The sequence below is a fragment of the Porphyromonas gingivalis ATCC 33277 genome (assembly GCF_000010505.1).
Taxonomy (GTDB): domain Bacteria; phylum Bacteroidota; class Bacteroidia; order Bacteroidales; family Porphyromonadaceae; genus Porphyromonas; species Porphyromonas gingivalis.
In genome coordinates this window covers 892,661-911,835 of the sequence record NC_010729.1, presented here as the reverse complement: position 1 = coordinate 911,835, position 19,175 = coordinate 892,661, and the positions used below count along the sequence as shown (strand labels likewise).

14 protein-coding genes and 1 tRNA gene are annotated in these 19,175 nt (G+C 48.9%); 11 read left to right on the top strand and 4 right to left on the bottom strand.

The window, feature by feature from the left end:
• Positions 1-29 precede the first annotated feature (29 nt).
• From nagB to leuS, 7 genes are all read left to right on the top strand, one after another.
• Positions 30-821 carry a glucosamine-6-phosphate deaminase gene (gene nagB / locus PGN_RS03945; RefSeq protein WP_012457807.1) on the top strand — a complete coding sequence of 264 codons (792 nt, stop codon included), beginning with the start codon at positions 30-32 and terminating at the stop codon, positions 819-821.
• A 4-nt stretch (positions 822-825) separates the two neighbouring features.
• Positions 826-2,175 (top strand): dihydrolipoyl dehydrogenase, encoded by a 1,350-nt coding sequence (lpdA, locus tag PGN_RS03940; protein ID WP_012457806.1) that lies wholly within the window; start codon positions 826-828, stop codon positions 2,173-2,175.
• A gap of 276 nt (positions 2,176-2,451) precedes the next feature.
• Entirely contained in the window at positions 2,452-2,682 is a 231-nt protein-coding gene (locus PGN_RS10350; protein ID WP_012457805.1) for a hypothetical protein, read from the top strand.
• A gap of 132 nt (positions 2,683-2,814) precedes the next feature.
• Positions 2,815-4,266, top strand: a complete 1,452-nt coding sequence (locus PGN_RS03935; RefSeq protein ID WP_004585338.1) for a CCA tRNA nucleotidyltransferase — start codon at positions 2,815-2,817, stop codon at positions 4,264-4,266.
• Positions 4,251-5,810, top strand: coding sequence for an NAD(P)/FAD-dependent oxidoreductase (locus tag PGN_RS03930; protein WP_012457804.1), 1,560 nt, complete (start codon positions 4,251-4,253; stop codon positions 5,808-5,810). Before PGN_RS03935 ends, PGN_RS03930 begins: the two co-directional genes overlap by 16 nt.
• A 65-nt stretch (positions 5,811-5,875) precedes the next feature.
• Positions 5,876-5,948: transfer RNA gene (locus tag PGN_RS03925), tRNA-Gly, on the top strand.
• A gap of 1,398 nt (positions 5,949-7,346) precedes the next feature.
• Positions 7,347-10,124: a leucine--tRNA ligase gene (gene leuS, locus PGN_RS03915; RefSeq protein WP_012457800.1), complete on the top strand. Its 2,778-nt coding sequence runs from the start codon at positions 7,347-7,349 to the stop codon at positions 10,122-10,124.
• Between the two features lie 164 nt (positions 10,125-10,288).
• Here the strand turns inward: leuS and PGN_RS03910 are convergent, their stop codons facing one another.
• The 4 genes from PGN_RS03910 to PGN_RS11175 form a co-directional block, all read right to left on the bottom strand.
• Positions 10,289-10,999 carry a Bax inhibitor-1/YccA family protein gene (locus PGN_RS03910; RefSeq protein WP_012457799.1) on the bottom strand — a complete coding sequence of 237 codons (711 nt, stop codon included), beginning with the start codon at positions 10,997-10,999 and terminating at the stop codon, positions 10,289-10,291.
• A 47-nt stretch (positions 11,000-11,046) separates the two neighbouring features.
• On the bottom strand, positions 11,047-13,401 hold the full coding sequence (locus tag PGN_RS03905) for a transglycosylase domain-containing protein (RefSeq protein WP_012457798.1): 2,355 nt from the start codon (positions 13,399-13,401) through the stop codon (positions 11,047-11,049).
• Between the two features lie 155 nt (positions 13,402-13,556).
• Positions 13,557-15,524: a fructose-1,6-bisphosphatase gene (locus PGN_RS03900; protein ID WP_173032068.1), complete on the bottom strand. Its 1,968-nt coding sequence runs from the start codon at positions 15,522-15,524 to the stop codon at positions 13,557-13,559.
• 274 nt (positions 15,525-15,798) lie between these two features.
• Complete coding sequence (locus PGN_RS11175) at positions 15,799-15,927, bottom strand: DUF1661 domain-containing protein (protein ID WP_230456000.1); 129 nt, start codon at positions 15,925-15,927, stop codon at positions 15,799-15,801.
• 220 nt (positions 15,928-16,147) lie between these two features.
• Here PGN_RS11175 and PGN_RS03895 point away from each other — a divergent pair, with 220 nt between their 5' ends.
• Genes PGN_RS03895 through PGN_RS03880 form a run of 4 tightly spaced genes read left to right on the top strand, consistent with a single transcriptional unit; the run spans position 16,148 to position 19,160 of the window.
• Positions 16,148-16,684: a phosphoribosyltransferase gene (locus PGN_RS03895; RefSeq protein WP_010956126.1), complete on the top strand. Its 537-nt coding sequence runs from the start codon at positions 16,148-16,150 to the stop codon at positions 16,682-16,684.
• Entirely contained in the window at positions 16,685-17,269 is a 585-nt protein-coding gene (locus PGN_RS03890) for an adenylate kinase (RefSeq protein ID WP_004585325.1), read from the top strand.
• 9 nt (positions 17,270-17,278) lie between these two features.
• A complete protein-coding gene (gene obgE / locus PGN_RS03885) occupies positions 17,279-18,463 on the top strand; it encodes a GTPase ObgE (protein WP_004585324.1) in 1,185 nt (394 codons plus the stop codon).
• Positions 18,444-19,160, top strand: coding sequence for a B3/B4 domain-containing protein (locus PGN_RS03880; RefSeq protein WP_012457796.1), 717 nt, complete (start codon positions 18,444-18,446; stop codon positions 19,158-19,160). Before obgE ends, PGN_RS03880 begins: the two co-directional genes overlap by 20 nt.
• Positions 19,161-19,175: the final 15 nt, after the last annotated feature.

Here is a 19,175-nt window from a genome sequence, read left to right as displayed (position 1 = left end):
ATCCACTACTGGACTAACCCAATCTTACAATGAGATTAATCATAGAGCCGGATTACGACAAACTCTCTACATGGGCAGCCGACTACGTCATCGAGCGTATCCATAAAGCAGCTCCTACGGCCGAAAAACCGTTTGTACTCGGTCTACCGACAGGTTCTTCGCCGATAGGAATGTACAGAGAGTTGGTGAAAGCATGCAAAGAAGGATGCATATCTTTTCGCCACGTAATCACCTTCAACATGGATGAATACGTAGGCCTTGCTACAGAGCATCCGGAGAGCTATCATTCATTCATGCATCGGCATTTATTCGACCATATCGACATCCTGCCTCAGAACATCCACATTCTCAATGGCAATGCTCCTGACCTGACGGCCGAGTGCGATGCATACGAGAGAGCTATTGAAGCTGCCGGAGGCATAGACCTTTTCATCGGCGGGATAGGGCCTGACGGACATATCGCATTCAATGAGCCAGGGTCTTCTCTTACCTCTCGCACCCGTATCAAGACGCTAACTACAGATACCGTACTGGCTAACAGTCGCTTTTTCGACAACGATACGAATCAGGTTCCGAAACGTGCTCTCACCGTAGGAGTAGGAACAATTATGGATGCACGGGAAGTAATGATCCTCGTGAACGGACATACTAAAGCCCGTGCTCTTCGTGAAGCTGTGGAAGGTGCAGTCAGCCAAATGTGGACGATCACAGCCTTGCAGCTCCATCGTCAGAGTATCATTGTCTGTGACGAAGCTGCCTGTGTGGAGCTGAAAGTGGGCACGTACAACTACTTTAAGGATATCGAACGCAATAATCTATAAAACTATGCGCTACGACTTAGCTATCATCGGTGGAGGGCCGGCCGGTTATACGGCTGCCGAACGTGCTGCCAAAGGTGGCCTGAAAACTCTCCTAATTGAGAAGAATGCTCTCGGTGGTGTATGCCTCAACGAAGGATGTATACCGACCAAGACGCTACTCTACTCGGCCAAAGTGCTACATCAAATTGCTACGGCATCTAAATATGCAGTAAGTGGAACGGCCGACGGACTTGACCTCGGCAAGGTGATTGCCAGAAAAGGTAAAATCATTCGCAAGCTGACTGCAGGCATCCGTTCACGCCTGACAGAGGCCGGAGTAGAGATGGTGACGGCAGAAGCTACCGTAATGGGATGCGATGCAGACGGCATCATCGGCATTACTGCGGGCGAAGCACAGTACAAAGCTGCCAACCTGCTACTATGTACCGGTTCGGAGACGTTTATTCCACCCATCCCCGGAGTGGAGCAGACAGAGTATTGGACAAACCGTGAAGCTCTACAGAACAAAGAGATTCCGACCTCTCTCGTCATCATCGGTGGTGGAGTGATCGGAATGGAGTTCGCTTCTTTCTTCAACGGTATCGGTACGCAAGTGCACGTGGTGGAGATGCTGCCGGAAATACTCAACGGTATCGATCCCGAACATGCAGCTATGCTACGCGCTCACTATGAAAAAGAAGGAATCAAATTCTACCTCGGGCACAAAGTAACATCGGTTCGCAACGGAGCTGTTACGGTAGAATACGAAGGAGAAACCAAAGAGATCGAAGGAGAACGTATCCTGATGAGTGTGGGACGTCGCCCCGTGCTGCAAGGATTCGAGTCGCTCGGATTGGAGCTTGCCGGCAAAGGTGTAAAGACTAATGAGAGGATGCAAACTTCCCTGCCCAATGTCTATGCTGCAGGTGATATTACAGGCTTCTCGCTTTTGGCACATACGGCTGTACGGGAAGCAGAGGTAGCAGTAGATCAGATTTTGGGCAAAACAGACGAAACGATGAGCTACCGTGCCGTACCAGGTGTGGTGTACACCAATCCCGAGGTCGCCGGTGTGGGAGAGACGGAAGAATCGCTTCGCAAAGCAGGACGTGCCTATACTGTTCGTCGCCTTCCTATGGCTTTCTCCGGTCGATTTGTAGCCGAAAACGAACAAGGCAATGGAGAGTGCAAACTACTACTTGATGAAGAGAACCGCTTGATCGGAGCACACCTCATTGGCAATCCGGCCGGCGAACTCATCGTAACCGCTGCCATGGCCATCGAGACCGGCATGACGGATCGACAAATCGAACGAATCATATTCCCTCATCCGACTGTAGGCGAAATCCTAAAAGAAACTCTCGCCGGAGGTTGATACTCTTTCTGCCCTTTTCTTAGGAAATCAAATCTAAAAGTCCGTGCAGTCAGCAAAAACTGCACGGACTTTTTTCCTCTCTAATATCTTTTTCTCAGAGTATTCGGAGTACTCCGAAAGACTGCACCGAAAAAACGAGACCTTTGAAAAATAAGGAGATGGAGGAAAGAGACTAAAAATTTTCAAACGCGATCGCCCTGACAGGCTGCCCCGGGGCCGAAGGTAGTCGAATGGATTATTGGAGCCGGAGGTGGTATCGGCTCGTATGGACGTAATGTGAATCAGACGCCACAGCGTGGCACACAAAGTGCATACACGGGTAGCGAGGCGATGGTTGGAGGAGCACAAGTGCTGTTGCCGGTAACGTCGTTGGACGTCTCAAAGGGGCACTCATTAAAGAGAAGAAGATTTCCACTAGTGGAAATAAGGCGTGTACTAAATGGTCGCCTGACACACAATAAGAAGAATGAACAAAAGTGCCTGCTTATTGTGCAAAGGCCCCATTAATTCGTACTTGTTTGATAACCGAGTTATAAGTGTGTTAACAGTTCAAATGCGATTGCCCTGCGCCAATACCAATTTAGGACAACAGATTCTTTGTGTGTACCTTTGTTGGCCAATCATTCCTTGATTTTTTAGATGACAGACAAAGAGTTAATTCTTAGTAAAATCGACATCCCGATATTCCGTCTTATCGCAGAAGTGGCAGATCAGTTGGGACTGGAAACCTATGTCGTGGGCGGATATGTGCGAGATATATTCTTGAATCGTCCTTCCAAAGATATCGATATAGTAGCCGTAGGGCGCGGTATCGACCTGGCGAAAGCTGTAGCCAAGAAGCTGGGACGAAAAGCTCACCTATCCGTTTTCGCCAATTTCGGTACCGCTCAAGTAAAGCATGGTGATCTGGAGATAGAATTTGTGGGTGCCCGTAAGGAAAGTTACCGACACGATAGTCGTAAGCCGATAGTCGAAGATGGTACGCTGGAAGATGATTTGCGTCGTCGCGACTTCACCATCAACGCCCTTGCCGTATGCCTCAATAGCGATCGTTTCGGTGATCTGGTCGATATGTTCGATGGCTTGTGCGACATGGATGACATGCTCCTCTGCACACCCCTTGATCCGGATATTACTTTCAGTGACGACCCTCTTCGAATGATGCGTGCCATCCGCTTTGCATCCCAACTACCGGGCTTTACTATCCTGCCACGCGACTTCGAGGCCATACAGCGGAATGCTCACCGGATTAAAGAAGCCGTATCGGCCGAACGGGTAATAGAAGAACTGAATAAAATCATGCTCTCACCTCGTCCCTCTATCGGTCTTTCTCTGTTCGAAGAGACGGGGCTGATGGAATATGTTTTTCCCGAACTCTTAGCCCTCAAAGGAGCAGAAACGCGTGATGGCATCGGGCATAAGGACAATCTCACTCATACTTATAAGGTAGTAGACAACTTGGCTCGGCACAGCGATAGTCTTTGGCTCAGGTGGGCAGCATTGCTACACGACATAGGCAAACCACGCACTAAAAAGTTTGTTGGCGGACAGTGGACATTTCATAATCACAACTTTGTCGGAGCCAAGATGCTACCCTCTCTCTTCAAACGACTCCGACTTCCGCTGGATGCCAAACTCAAATACGTACAAAAACTCGTAGATCTGCACATGCGTCCGGCAGCTCTGGTGGACGAAGGAGTTACGGATTCTGCCGTTCGCCGTCTACTCTTCGAAGCCGGTGATGACATAGATGATCTGATGATGTTATGCGAAGCTGACATTACAAGCAAGAATCCCGACAAAGTGCGCAAGTATATAGACAACTATGCTTTGGTACGTCATAAGTTTAAAGAAATAGAGGAGAAAGACCACGTTCGCAACTTCCAACCACCGATCTCCGGCGAAGAGATTATGCAGACCTTCGGTCTAAAACCATCGCGCCACGTAGGCACCATCAAGGAGGCGATCAAAGAGGCCATACTCGACGGGGCTATCCCCAATGACTACGAAGCTGCCCGAGTTTTTATGATCGAAGCAGCTGCTTCACTCGGTCTTCACCCCAAAAACCAAACATCATGCCACAGCGTATAGACCTGCGAGTGCGCCCCGAAGAGGCTACTGACGAACAAATACTGCGCAAACATGTAGCAAGACAGACAAAAACAGATCCGACCGACATACATACTATAATAATCAGACGTCGCAGTATTGACGCTCGACAACGACAAGTATACGTCAATTTGGGTCTGGAAGTCTATAGTGGTTCGGAATCTCCGGTCGAAGATGATTTTTCAGATTTGATCTATCCTTCAGTAGAAGGGAAAACCGCTGTCATTGTAGTAGGAGCAGGTCCGGCAGGTCTTTTCGCAGCACTCCGGCTCATCGAGCTTGGTCTGAGGCCTATTATTCTGGAGCGAGGCAAATCCGTACACGAGAGAAAAGCAGACATTGCCCGCATTCCCAAAGAGGGGCACGTAGACCCCGAATCCAATTACGGATTTGGCGAAGGCGGTGCCGGAGCTTTTTCCGACGGTAAATTATATACACGTAGTAAGAAGCGCGGAGATATAACCAAAATACTACGTATTCTCTGCAAACACGGAGCACAGCCTTCTATCCTGATCGATGCGCATCCACATATCGGCACCGATCGGCTACCCAAAGTGATAGAAAACATTCGGCACCAAATATTGGCAGCCGGAGGAGAAGTTCACTTCAGTTGCCGAATGGAAAGCCTGATCATACATAACGGTCAAGTCGTGGGAGCAAGAGACAACAAGGGGCGTGAATACTGCGGTCCTGTTATCCTGGCAACGGGACATTCCGCACGCGACATCTATCGCTATCTTCACCGAAACGGCATTCGAATGGAAGCAAAAGGAACAGCTGTCGGTGTCCGGCTGGAGCATCCGCAAGCTCTGATCGACCAACTGCGCTACCACAACCCCAAGGGGCGCGGACTCTACCTGCCACCGGCAGAATATACCTATACGGCTCAGGTGGAGGGACGCGGTGTCTATAGCTTCTGCATGTGTCCGGGGGGCTTCGTCGTACCGGCATCCACTGCACCGGATCAGACAGTCGTGAATGGCATGTCACCGGCCAACAGAGGTTCCCGATGGGCAAACTCCGGCTTAGTGGTAGAGATTCATCCTGAAGACGTGCTTTCCACTCCTACGAATGACCCCTTGGCTCTTATGAATTGGATAGAACGCTTGGAAGGCGAGAGTTGGACACAGGCAAGATGCAGTCTGCGAGCACCGGCTCAACGAATGACGGATTTCCTATCAGGCCGAAGCTCTGTCGATCTACCCAAATCATCCTACAACATGGGACTCACACCCTCACGTTTGGACGAATGGCTTCCTTCCTTTATTACAAAGAGGATACAGAAAGCTTTCCAACTCTTCGACAGACAGACGAAAGGATTCCTCACTGCAGAAGCCCAGCTGATAGCATTGGAGAGCCGCACATCTTCTCCCGTACGTATCCTGCGCGAATCAACCTCTTGCGAACACCCTCTGCTCCGAGGGCTTTTTCCCTGTGGAGAAGGAGCAGGCTATGCAGGCGGCATCGTCTCGGCAGCAATGGACGGAGAGCGTTGTGCAGAAGGCGTTGCCTCCTATCTGGGATAGAATCTCGCACAGCAAATTTCCTTGCGGATATTGTATCTAATGATTACTTTTGTCGCGTTCCAATCGCGGTAGTAGCTCAGTTGGTAGAGCATCAGCTTCCCAAGCTGAGGGTCACGAGTTCGAGCCTCGCCTACCGCTCGCACCGATAATCAGGCAGTTAGATTCGTTCCGGCTGCCTGATTTTCTTTTTTATGAATGACCGATTTGGGCTGAAAAAAAGAGAAGGTCTCTATATGCAAATAGGCAATAAACATGGGTTTGTGGACATCGTATTGGGTGAGGGGGGCTGATATTCCTCGTTTGAAAGATGACAGGCAATCCTCTTCAATGACCACTCGGAGAAAAGAGGAATAGCGAATACGCCAGACCTATATAGATCATATTGGTTATGCCTGAAAGAGAAAAAGGTTCGATTGCCCTCTCGTCAAAAGACTGTTCCTATATACATCTATCGGTCTTACAGCTCGCACGGAACCTCCCACTCCCCGAACCTGCCATCCGACACAGAGCAGACAGCATCTTCCATCAATAGACCATAGTATCCTCTCATGCGAGACCATAGTATCCTCTCATGTGAGACCATAGTATCCTCTCGTATGAGACCATAGTATCCTCTCATAGGAGACCATAGTATCCTTTCGTATGAGACCATAGTATCCTCTCATAGGAGACCATAGTATCCTCTCGTGTGAGACCATAGTATCCTCTCATAGGAGACCATAGTATCCTCTCATGTGAGACCATAGTATCCTCTCATGTGAGACCATAGTATCCTCTCATGTGAGACCATAGTATCCTCTCATAGGAGACCATAGTATCCTCTCATGTAAGACCATAGTATCCTCTCATAGGAGACCATAGTATCCTCTCATAGGAGACCATAGTATCCTCTCATATGAGACCATAGTATCCTCTCATGTGAGACCATAGTATCCTCTCATATGAGACCATAGTATCCTCTCGTGTGAGACCATAGTATCCTCTCGTGTGAGACCATAGTATCCTCTCATAGGAGACCATAGTATCCTCTCATAGGAGACCATAGTATCCTCTCGTGTGAGTTCATTCTTTGTATCTACTGGAAGATCAAAGAGCAAGCAGGTGTATAGCTGCCAAGCAAACAGAAGAATGAACAAAATGTGCCTGCTTGTCGGACAAAGGTCTCAATATGCTATTCCCTTTATCTTAAATCTATTTTATCACGGCTCCCTATGTGGCATCCAATACGCGACGCGCCCCCATTGTATAAATCTGATCACATTGATCATCAAGCCATTAGATTCGTTCCGACTGCCTGATTTTCTGTTTTTTGAAATGAGTTATTGTCCTTTTGTATCCTTTTAAGGTATATTTGTACTCAAATTCTGTGCAAATAGGAAAACGAGAAGTAGAGACGACTATCATCAGCCCTAAAAAGAGGATATTGATCTCGTCTACCACTCAAACTGAAAATAAAGCAGTTAGTGTGTTTGCTGACTGCTTTTTTCAATATTGTGGCAAGAAACAGTAGTTAATATATCGAACAAATCAGGGATTATGGAATATAACTTTCAGGAAATAGAAAAGCGTGTGCAGGGACAGTGGCGCAAAGACAAGGTTTACCGCGTTGCGGAAGACACAAGTAAAAAACCTTTCTACGTGCTCGACATGTTTCCGTATCCTTCCGGAGCGGGACTGCATGTAGGGCATCCACTTGGTTATATAGCTTCCGATATTTTTTCGCGCTATAAGCGTTTGCGTGGATTCAATGTATTGCATCCGATGGGATATGATGCATTCGGCCTACCTGCCGAACAATATGCCATCCAAACCGGCCAACACCCCGAAAAAACGACAGAAGAAAATACAGCTCGCTATCGCGAGCAACTGGACAAAATCGGCTTTTCGTACGATTGGGAACGCGAGATTCGCACTTGTGATCCGAATTATTATAAATGGACACAGTGGGCTTTCCTGAAAATGTTCGACTCGTACTACTGCAATCAAGCACAACAGGCACGACCGATAAGCGAGCTGATCGAAGTTTTTGCCCGACAAGGTAATGAAGGTCTCAACGTGGCATGCGGCGAAGGAGTCCGTTTCACGGCGGAGGAGTGGACAGCCATGAGCGAAAAAGAACAACAAGAGATACTCATGAATTACCGTCTGGCTTATTTGGGCGACACGATGGTCAATTGGTGTCCGGCCCTCGGTACCGTATTAGCTAACGATGAAGTCAAGGACGGAGTGAGCGAGCGTGGAGGACACCCCGTGGAGCAAAAGAAGATGCGCCAGTGGTGCCTGCGCGTATCGGCCTATGCCGAGCGTTTGCTGCACGACCTTGAAACACTGGATTGGACTGAATCGTTGAAAGAGACACAGCGCAACTGGATCGGACGATCCGAAGGAGCCGAAATGGAGTTTCGTCTGGCCGGTAAGGATTGCACATTTACGATTTTTACTACCAGAGCCGACACGATATTCGGTGTCACGTTTATGGTGTTGGCTCCTGAGAGTGAATTGGTTGAAGAGGTAACGACAGAGGAGCAGCGCGCTGCAGTGGAGACTTATCTGACAGAAACAAAGCGACGGACAGAACGTGAACGAATATCCGACAAACGAGTCTCAGGAGTTTTCTCCGGCAGTTATGCCATCAATCCTCTCACCGGTAAGGAAATTCCTATTTGGATCAGCGACTACGTATTGGCAGGATATGGCACAGGTGCTATTATGGCTGTGCCGGCTCATGATACGCGCGACTTTGCCTTTGCACGCCATTTCGATCTCCCCATCGTCCAAGTCGTGGTACCCGAGGGCGAAACGGCTACCGATCCTGCCACATGGGAGGATGCCAAAGACAGTAAGAGCGGTATAATGGTCAATTCCGATTTTCTGAATGGTCTCTCCGTAGAAGATGCCATAGCCCAAACCAAGGAGTATATCAGAGAAAAACACTTAGGTTGCGTGAAAGTAAACTACCGCCTGCGCGATGCTATTTTCAGTCGTCAGCGTTATTGGGGGGAACCTTTCCCCATCTACTACAAGGAGGGTATGCCTCACGCGCTGGATGAAGATCGACTGCCGCTCCGATTGCCGGAGGTAGATAAATTCCTCCCTACGGAAAGCGGTGAACCGCCCCTTGGAAGAGCTACCGGCTGGCATACAGCCGAAGGTTATCCATACGAATTGAGCACAATGCCCGGATTTGCCGGTAGCAGTGCTTACTATCTGCGATATATGGATCCACAAAACGATACTGCACTCGTCAGCCGATCGGCGAATGAATATTGGCGTCACGTTGATCTATACATCGGTGGTACGGAGCACGCCACAGGACACCTGATTTATAGCCGCTTTTGGAACAAATTTCTCTTCGACCTCGGTATCGTATGCGAAGCCGAACCTTTCCGCAAGCTGGTGAATCAGGGAATGATCCAAGGACGCTCCAACTTCGTCTATCGAATCAAGAATACCAATACATTCGTCAGCTATGGACTGCGCGAGCAATATGAGGTGACTCCACTCCATGTAGATGTCAATATCGTATCGAACGATCAGCTCGACATAGACCGCTTCCGTGCATGGCGTCCGGAGTACGCTTCGGCAGAGTTCATCCTTGAAGATGGCAAGTATATCTGTGGATGGGCTATCGAGAAGATGAGCAAATCGATGTTCAACGTCGTCAATCCCGATGATATTATTGCTCGTTATGGAGCCGATACCCTGCGACTCTACGAAATGTTCCTCGGACCGCTGGAGCAGAGCAAGCCTTGGGATACGAATGGTATCGATGGTGTACATCGCTTTTTGAAAAAGTTCTGGGCGTTGTACTACAATGCAGATGGTATACGCGTCACCGATACAGCACCGACAAAAGAGGAGCTGAAGAGCCTGCACAAGCTCATCAAAAAGGTAGGACAGGATATTGAATCTTTTTCTTTCAACACTTCGATACCAGCCTTCATGATTTGTGTGAATGAGCTGACAGCAGCCAAAACCACTTCTCGTGCCATACTATGTCCATTGCTGACAGTGCTCTCTCCTTTTGCACCGCATATCACCGAGTGGCTATGGCAGGAACTGGGAGTAGAAGGCAGTATCGTAACTGCAACATGGCCCGAATACAATGAAGAGTATCTGGTGGAGAGCTGTGTACGCTATCCGGTGAGCTTCAATGGCAAGGTTCGTTTCAATATCGAACTGCCGGCTGATATGAGCAAAAAAGATGTAGAGCAAGCAGCCCTTACTGCTCCCGAAGCAGCCCGTTGGCTCGAAGGCAAGAGTCCGAAAAAAGTCATTGTAGTCCCCGGGAGGATCGTCAATGTAGTTGTATGACAACCTATCGACTAACGGTATTTCAATGAAAAACTGGAGCGGAAAGCATCCGGTGGGTGTGTTTTATTCCTATCGACTAACGGTATTTCAATGAAAAATCCCTGCCAACTTGGATCGTTGGCAGGGATTTTTATTATTGTCTTTGTCTTTTCAATGGGAGGGATTCAGTCCCTTCGGCCGAAGAAGCGAAGCAGATAGAGGAAAAGATTGATGAAATCGAGATAGAGCGTCAAGGCTCCCATCAGGGCTACTTTGCGAACTACATCTCCCTCTTCGAATCCTTGCGTTTGAGCCAGCATCTGCTTGATTTTGTTCACATCGAAAGCGGTAAGGCCCGTAAAGATGATCACACCGACAATGGAGAAGATAAAGCCCATAGCACCCGAACGGAGGAACAGATTCACGACAGTGGCCAAAATCAAACCGATCAGGAGCATAAAGAAAATACTACCCCACTTGCTCAAATCTTTTTTGGTAAAATATCCCCACAGAGCCATGGCTCCGAACATACCGGCTGTAATAAAAAATGTGGCCGCAATGCTCGTCATCGTATACACGATAAAGATACTGCTCAGTGTCACTCCATTCAGAATAGAATAGATCGTAAACAAGAGAGAGGATGTAAAGAACGACATCTTACCGATACGTGCCGATAGAATAAAGACCAAAGCCAACTCTGCAATGATCAATCCCCACAGCAATCCGGAATTCATTATCATAGTATATATCAACGAACTCTTAGCAACGAGCATGGCTGTAAGAGCCGTGATACCGAGTGCACCAAACATCCATGTAAAGACATGGCGCATAGTTGTCGTTTGGAGCGTACTATCCACATAGACAGTGGATTGATTGTTCAATTCGTTAAAGTTCATACCGCGTTTCGTTATTTGCTTTTATTTTATTATTCTGTTTCCTATGGTCATTCAACAAGGATCTCCGGTAAAGGTTCCACCACTTCACCGCCCCCTGCATCGAAATACTCTACATTCTGATCCATCATACATGGCTGGAAATCCTGTGGGAACTCAAATTTCTCTTCCGTTGTATAGCCCAGCTTGGGATCAGCGTATACCCGCTTGAGAAATTCGGCAAAAATAGGCAACGCAGAAGCAGCCCCCTGCCCATTGGACATAGAGTCGAAATGCTCAGACCTATCCTCGCCGCCAACCCAACAGCCGGCCACAAGAGAAGGAGTAAAGCCTACGAACCAGCCATCACTGTTATTCTGTGTGGTACCCGTCTTTCCTCCCATATCGAGTTTGAATCCATAGCGATACCTCAGTCTGCTACCGGTACCGCCATCGACTACGGACTTCAACATATAGAGCATCTTGTATGCCGCATCAGGCGGGAGTACTTCCACCATATTCGGTGAGAACTGAGCCACCACATTGCCATACTGATCCTCTATTCGCGTTATAGGCAAAGGATTGACCCGAATACCCTTATTGACAAAGGTGGTATAGGCACTCACCATCTCCTGCACCGACACGTCCGGTGTACCCAAACAGATGGAGAGGCTGGGTTCCAAATATCCGCTCAAGCCGTAAGACCTCAACAAGCGGACAAAAGTGTAGGGAGAAGTACGTCCCATCAGATAGGCCGTAACCCAGTTGGAAGAGTTCTGCAACCCCCATTTGATACTCACCATTTCGCCTGTCCGTCTGGCACCCGCATTCTTCGGTGTCCAAGCCTTTCCGGATTCGGTGAATAAGGTCTGGGATACATGGAGCATCTCATCGCAAGGCGATATTCCTTCGAGCATGGAGAGGGAGTACAGGAATGGTTTGATAGTCGATCCCACCTGGCGACGTCCTTGACTAACCATATCGTATTGGAAATTACGGAAATTAATTCCTCCCACATACGCCTTAATATGTCCGTTGTGCGGATTCATGGCCATGAATCCGGTTCGCAAGATTCCCTTGAGATACTTGATGGAGTCGAGCGGTGACATAACCGTATCGATCGTTCCTCGCCAATTCCAAACCTGCATCTTTCGTTTCTTGTTGAAAGAAGCACGGATCTCGGACTCCGATATGCCGGCTTTCTTCATCTCTCGCCAGCGATCGGTTTGTTTCATTGCCCGGAGCAAAATACTTCGCTGTTCGTCCGAAGTAATATCCCTGGAGAAAGGAGCATACGAGCGTCCTCTTTTTTCCTTGTCGAATATCGGCTGCAACACTTCTTTCATCTGCTTGACCATGGCTTCTTCCGCATACTGCTGCATCCTCAGATCTATGGTCGTGTAGATCTTGAGACCATCGGTATAGATGTTATAGTTGGAGCCATCGGCTTTCTTGTTCTTATTGCACCAGCCATAGACCGGATCAGTCTCCCAAGCAATGGAATCGGCTCGATACTGATCATCCTGCCAAGCCAAATAATTTTTGCGCTCAGGTTTTTTGGCCATAAGCACCTGCCTCAGACGCTCCCTGAAATAAGGAGCTTCGCCATCGCGATGCGTAATCCGATGAAAAGATGTGACCAACGGAAGCTTTTGGAGAGAATCGCATTCTGCCTTAGTGATATATTTGGCCTTGTACATCTGCTCCAGAACGATATTGCGGCGTCCTCGGCAACGTTCTGTCTCGCCATGCAAAACGGGATTATAATAGGCCGGATTCTTGCACATACCGACCAGAACGGCTGCCTCCTCTATCTTCAAATCAGCCGGCTGCTTACCGAAGTAGGTATAAGCCGCAGACTTGATCCCAACGGCATTGTACAGGAAGTCGAAGTAGTTGAGATACATGGTGATGATCTCTTCCTTCGTATAAAAACGCTCCAGCTTCACGGCGATGACCCACTCGATCGGTTTTTGGAAGAGGCGTCCGAGTTTGGTCTCCGTGCGCGGCGAATAAAGGAGTTTGGCCAGTTGCTGGGTAATGGTACTACCCCCTCCACCGCTTTTTTGATTGAGGATACCGCGTTTGACCACGGCTCGGAACAGACCTTTGCTGTCTATTCCCGAATGCTTACGGAAGCGGACATCCTCCGTAGCGATGAGAGCCTTGATCAGATCGGGTGAAATCTCGTTGTATCTGGTATATATCCGATTGTCACCGCTGTGGGCATAAGAACCGAACACCTTCCCATCGGCAGATATAAGCTGCGATGCATACTTGTCAATGGGATTCTGCAAATGCTCGATAGGCGGCATATAGCCGATCATACCGGTAGCAATAAACAGGAACAGGATGCCGATAACAGCCCAACCGGCAATGAAGACAGTCCAAAGTATCCGGACGATCTTATTGGTTAGTTTACTCAACGTCGTATTATCTATGAATTAGAAATATCGGAAGCGGACTCTGCCACTCCTAATCATTATCCGGAGCAAAATGGCCAATCGGGAGAACGAAGGGCGAATAACATATCCGTCCGCCATAATCCGAGATTAAAGCCACTCCTGTCTCTCTTACCACGCTATTTTTTTCGTTCCTTGATCAGTCCGTAGCTGTACGCCTGAAGGAGTTTTTTGAGGTTTTCAACCTGCTTGCTCAGCAAGTGGCCATTGTCCGTATCCTTTACCAGCATACGATGGGATGTGACCTCACGCACCACCGTGATACTCTTGATGTCCTCCATCTCTTCGATAGCCTTGCGTGTGGAACTAAACGGTTCGTGCTGTACAAGATGCAATCCCTGAGAGTTAAATATCAGCGTATACCCGGCGATCCCCGTACTTGACTGATATGCCTTGCTGAATCCGCCATCTATCAACATCAGTTTGCCTTCAGCTCCGATAGGAAGCTCCCCTTTCTTGGCCTTCACCGGAACGTGCCCGTTGATTATATGCGTATCAGGACCTTCAAGCCCAAACTCTTTGAGGATCATCTCACAAACGGCTTTCTCCTGACGATAGACGTAGTAGTAACCCTTTTCCTCATGATGCGTAGCCTTATCTTCGATGAAGTAACGCTCGAAAGTAGTCATCATAGCTTTGTCGAAAAGAGGAGAATCCGGTCCGCACCAGAGGTACCACATGTAGTCCACAGCCGCAAGTCTCTGATCGCTTTTCTCGGGAGCCACATATGCGGTACGGATCATCTCTTCCACCTTGTCGAGCAATTCGCGTCCGGCATAGGTCTTGTCCCCTACCCGTACTTTCTTGAGCGACTTATCCTTGTTCAGAGGGATAGAAGCATGGTAGAGCAGATTCATATTATACGTCAGGTACATACTGCCATGACGATAGAGGCATTTGAGATGGTTTTGCAGTTTTTCACTCCGCATAAAACAGCCCATCAGACGATCTACGATATTCTGCTCTTGCTCTGTCAGTGCATACGGATCGGCCGGATCCACGGTCGGGAAATTCATATCCAACATCGGATATACGCCACTCGACAGCTTGATGGTACCATCGGTGAAGTTCACCAGATGGAACAAATCCCGATTGTCCATCTTGTACTCCGGATGACGGGCTATGATCTGGTGCTCCAGCTTGAACTGAATGATAGATATGGCTTTGTGCATCTGACTGATCAGATAGACGCTCTTGTCATCATACGTCTGGTCGGCCTGAGCCAGTTTGGGCTTAAATACGGTACAGGGATCGTCCGCATAAGTGTCCATGGCGAAACGCGCCAAAGGCAACAAGTTAATACCGTATCCGCTCTCCAATGTATCCAAATTGGCATAGCGCAGTGCTATACGCACCACATTGGCCATACAAGAGGCATTGCCCACAGCAGCTCCCATCCACAGCATGTCATGATTGCCCCACTGTATATCGAAATGATGATACTTCATAAGGGTATCCATGATGATATGTGCTCCGGGGCCACGGTCGAAGACATCCCCTACCACGTGCAGATGGTCGATGACCAGCCGCTGGATGGTCTCACTAATGGCAATGATAAAGTCATCGGCACACCCTGTGGATATTATAGAGGAAAAGATGCTGCTGATATAAGCCGATTTATTGGGATTGACACCATCTTCGTGGAGTAGCTCCTGAATGATATAGCTGTACTTGGGAGGAAGGGTCTTACGTACCTTGGAGCGAGTATATTTCTCTGCAGCTTTCTGACACACTTTGATCAGCTGATTCAGCGTGACCATATACCAGTCCTCCATCCGCTCATCACTTTGCTTCACGAGTTCGAGTTTCTCGCGAGGATAATAGATCAGGGTGCACAGCTCTCGCTTCTGATTCTGGCGCAACTGACCGCCGAAGACCTCGTCTACCTTTCTCCGAATACTACCGGAAGCATTCTTGAGCACATGGATAAAGGCTTCGTATTCGCCGTGAATGTCCGCCAGGAAGTGTTCTGTTCCTTTAGGCAGATTCAATATAGCTTCAAGATTGATAATCTCCGTAGCTACTTCCGTCGCTGTCGGGAAACTCTCCGAGAGCAATTCCAAATAGTCCAAATCGTGCTTGAGCATCTGCACGGTCTGCGTCTTATCGTTAGCCATGTGGTGCAAAATTTTTGGTTTATAATTCTTCCAAAGGTACAGACTTTTCCATGCAACCGACTCTTTTCGGGAAAATTCACGGTTATTTCCATTCCGCCCGAGAACCTCTCCACAGAGAAAAAGTCGCCATTATACCATTAGTAATCAATAGAAAAGAATCCGTCTCTGACTTATTAAACAAACCGGCGTGTAGTACTTGTGGCAGCTGTTTTTATCTGATCCGACCTATTTTCGACATTGCACATCACCCTTGCAGGCACATGCTCATAACCTGCCAACATAAAAACACGAACCGGAAACGCTCCGACTGTGGCACGTGTTTTCTGAAAAAGTGGAACCGCAACTTTTTCGTTCCGGCACGTGTTTTTTTCACTTCTCGCACCAAAAGAAAAATTTTCCCGCGCCACGTTTTTAGGAGGTAGAAACCTAAAAAATTCGGGGCGTAAACTATCAGAACATGGGATTCGCGAGATTATCCCAAACGCATCCTTATACGATCGCCTCCTTATATATAATACGGAGTCGTTTCTATGCAGCTGCCCTATGCAAAATGGCTATATTTGCACGCACAATAAAGAAAGTCATTGCGACAAATGAGAACAATCAAACTGAAAGACAAAGAGTTTGAGATTTACATTCCGGCGACTCGCATACATGAAGCCATTAAGAGGATGGCTGCCGAGATCAAACGGGATCTGCATGAGGACAATCCCCTATTCGTCTGTATCATGAACGGCTCGTTTATGTTTGCAGCCGAACTGATGCAGGCTCTCGATGAGAGTTATCAAGTGGATTTCGCCCGCTACTCCAGCTATTGCGGTATGCAGAGCACATTCGTGCTCAAGGAGATTATGCCCGTGACGGCCGACATGCGTGGCAGGACAGTGGTCATCGTAGAAGATCTGATTGATTCGGGCTATACGATGAGTTGCGTAAAGGAGAATTTCTACGAACTTGGAGCCAAAGAGGTGCGCATAGCAGCTATGCTGACCAAACCCGCTGCACTCAAATGCGATATCCATACCGATTATGTAGGCTTGGAGATCGGCAATGACTTTATCGTAGGACACGGCCTTGACTATGATGATCTGGGACGCATGTACCAGGACATCTATAAAATAAAAGAATAGATGCTTAACGTACTAATCTTCGGTGCTCCCGGTTCCGGGAAGGGCACCCAAAGCGAAGAACTGATCCGTCGATATGGATTCCGGCATATTTCAACCGGAGAGTTGCTTCGTGCCGAAATCAAAGCTCAGACCGAACTGGGCCAAGCAGCAGCCGGCTACATCAACGAGGGACACCTCGTACCTGACAGCCTGATCGTGGACATGATGGAAAAGCTCATCAGCACTTTGGTCGATACCGAAGGGATTATCTTCGACGGATTTCCACGTACCATTCCCCAAGCAGAAGCCATGGAGACGATGCTCGCACATCATGGATGGAAGGTGGACATAGTGCTGAATCTGCAAGTACCCGAGGAAATGCTCATCGAACGCCTCCTGAACAGAGGAAAGATCAGTGGCCGATCGGATGACAACATCGAGACCATTCGCAAGCGTCTGGATGTATATGCCAACGAGACTGCACCATTAGTGGATTTCTTCACCCGGAAGAATGTGCTGCACAACGTGGTAGGTACGGGGACGATAGAAGAGATCGCTTTGCGTATCGCTCCCATTGTGGACAAGTTCCGCAAAGTCTCTAACTAAATCCATCGTATGGCAGCAGAGTCCAATTTCGTCGATTACGTCAAGATATACTGCCGTTCGGGCAAGGGAGGGAGAGGCTCTACGCACTTCCGCAGGGAGAAGTATATCCCCAAAGGTGGCCCGGACGGAGGCGACGGAGGCCGTGGCGGACATGTCTTTCTCCGTGGCAATCGGAATTATTGGACACTGCTGCATCTGCGCTATGACCGTCATATCATGGCTACGAACGGACAGAGCGGCGGAGCCAAGCGAAGTACCGGAGCGAACGGAGAGGATCGTATCATAGAAGTCCCCTGCGGGACGGCTGTTTACGATGCCGATACGGGTGAGTTTATCACAGACATTACCGAGCACGGACAGCAGGTGATGCTGCTCCAGGGAGGCCGAGGCGGACACGGCAATACGTTCTTCAAGACCGCTACCAATCAGGCCCCCCGATATGCTCAGCCCGGCGAGCCGGCACAGGAGCGTATGGTGATCATGCAGCTCAAGATGCTGGCCGATGTCGGTCTGGTCGGATTTCCCAATGCCGGCAAATCGACACTGCTATCAGTGCTCACTGCTGCAAAGCCGAAGATCGCCAACTATCCGTTCACTACGCTGGAACCCAATCTCGGTATCGTAGCCTATCGAGACAAGCGATCCTTTGTAATGGCGGACATCCCGGGCATCATCGAAGGGGCTTCATCGGGGAAAGGACTGGGACTGCGTTTCCTGCGGCACATCGAAAGGAACGCTTTGCTCCTCTTCATGATTCCGGCCGATACGGACAACATTGCCAAGGAATACGAGATACTCAGTCGGGAGCTGGTGGCATACAACGAAGAGTTGGCACAAAAGCGCAAAGTGCTGGCCATAACCAAGTGCGACCTCATCGACGAAGAGCTGTGCGAGATGCTTCGGGAGGAGCTGCCGACAGGCTTGCCCGTAGTTTTCATTTCTGCCGTGGCACAACAGGGACTGGAAGAGCTAAAGGATACCTTGTGGAAAGAACTCAGCAAGGAGACCCTTCACGAGCCGGACAGCATAGTACGCCAAGCTCTTGATTTGACCAGTCTTACATGGGATGAGGAGGACGATTTGTTCCCGGCATCGATAGAAGACGACGAGGATGAAGAAGGTCTCGACGACATTGATTTTGATTTGGAGATCGAATACGATAACGAAGGAGACGATGCACCGGATCAGCTTTGACGTACCTATTCTGCATCATTGTCCGGCTTTTCGCGTAGGAGTGGTAACGGCCAAAGTTGCAGCAGGCCGGTCGCCATCCACTCTTATAGATGAGATGAACAGAGAGGCCGATCGGCTGATACAGACTTGCGACCTCCCGGCCATCAAAGAAATCCCTGCCATAGCAGCCACACGCAGCTGCTACAAACGTACCGGCAAGGATCCTAACCGCTACAGGCCGTCTGCCGAGCAGTTGTCCCGACGTGTAGTACGCGGATTGGGGCTTTATTATATCAATGCTTTGGTGGACATAGGCAACCTTTTATCTCTTCGTACAGGGTACTCTATCGGGGTATTCGACCGTGATAAGGTAGGCTCCGACATTGTATTCGGCGTGGGATATGCAGACGAACCTTTTGTCGGAATCGGACGTGGCGAATTGAATATCGAAGGCCTGCCTGTCTATCGCGACGAGAACGGTGCTTTCGCCACTCCTACCAGCGACCACGAACGAACGAGCGTGGACGACATCACGAAGAATACGCTCATATTCATCAATGATTTCGGTGTGGATCGGACTCATTCGGACTGTCTCGAAGAGGCAGTCGCCGAAGCAGTACGCTTGCTCAAGCTTTATGCCGGTGCTTCGGACATAAGTACACAGATCGTCAGTGCCGAAGATGGTGCCGATCCGGTATTTTTGACTATTCCGCATTGACCGCCCGCAGGCGAA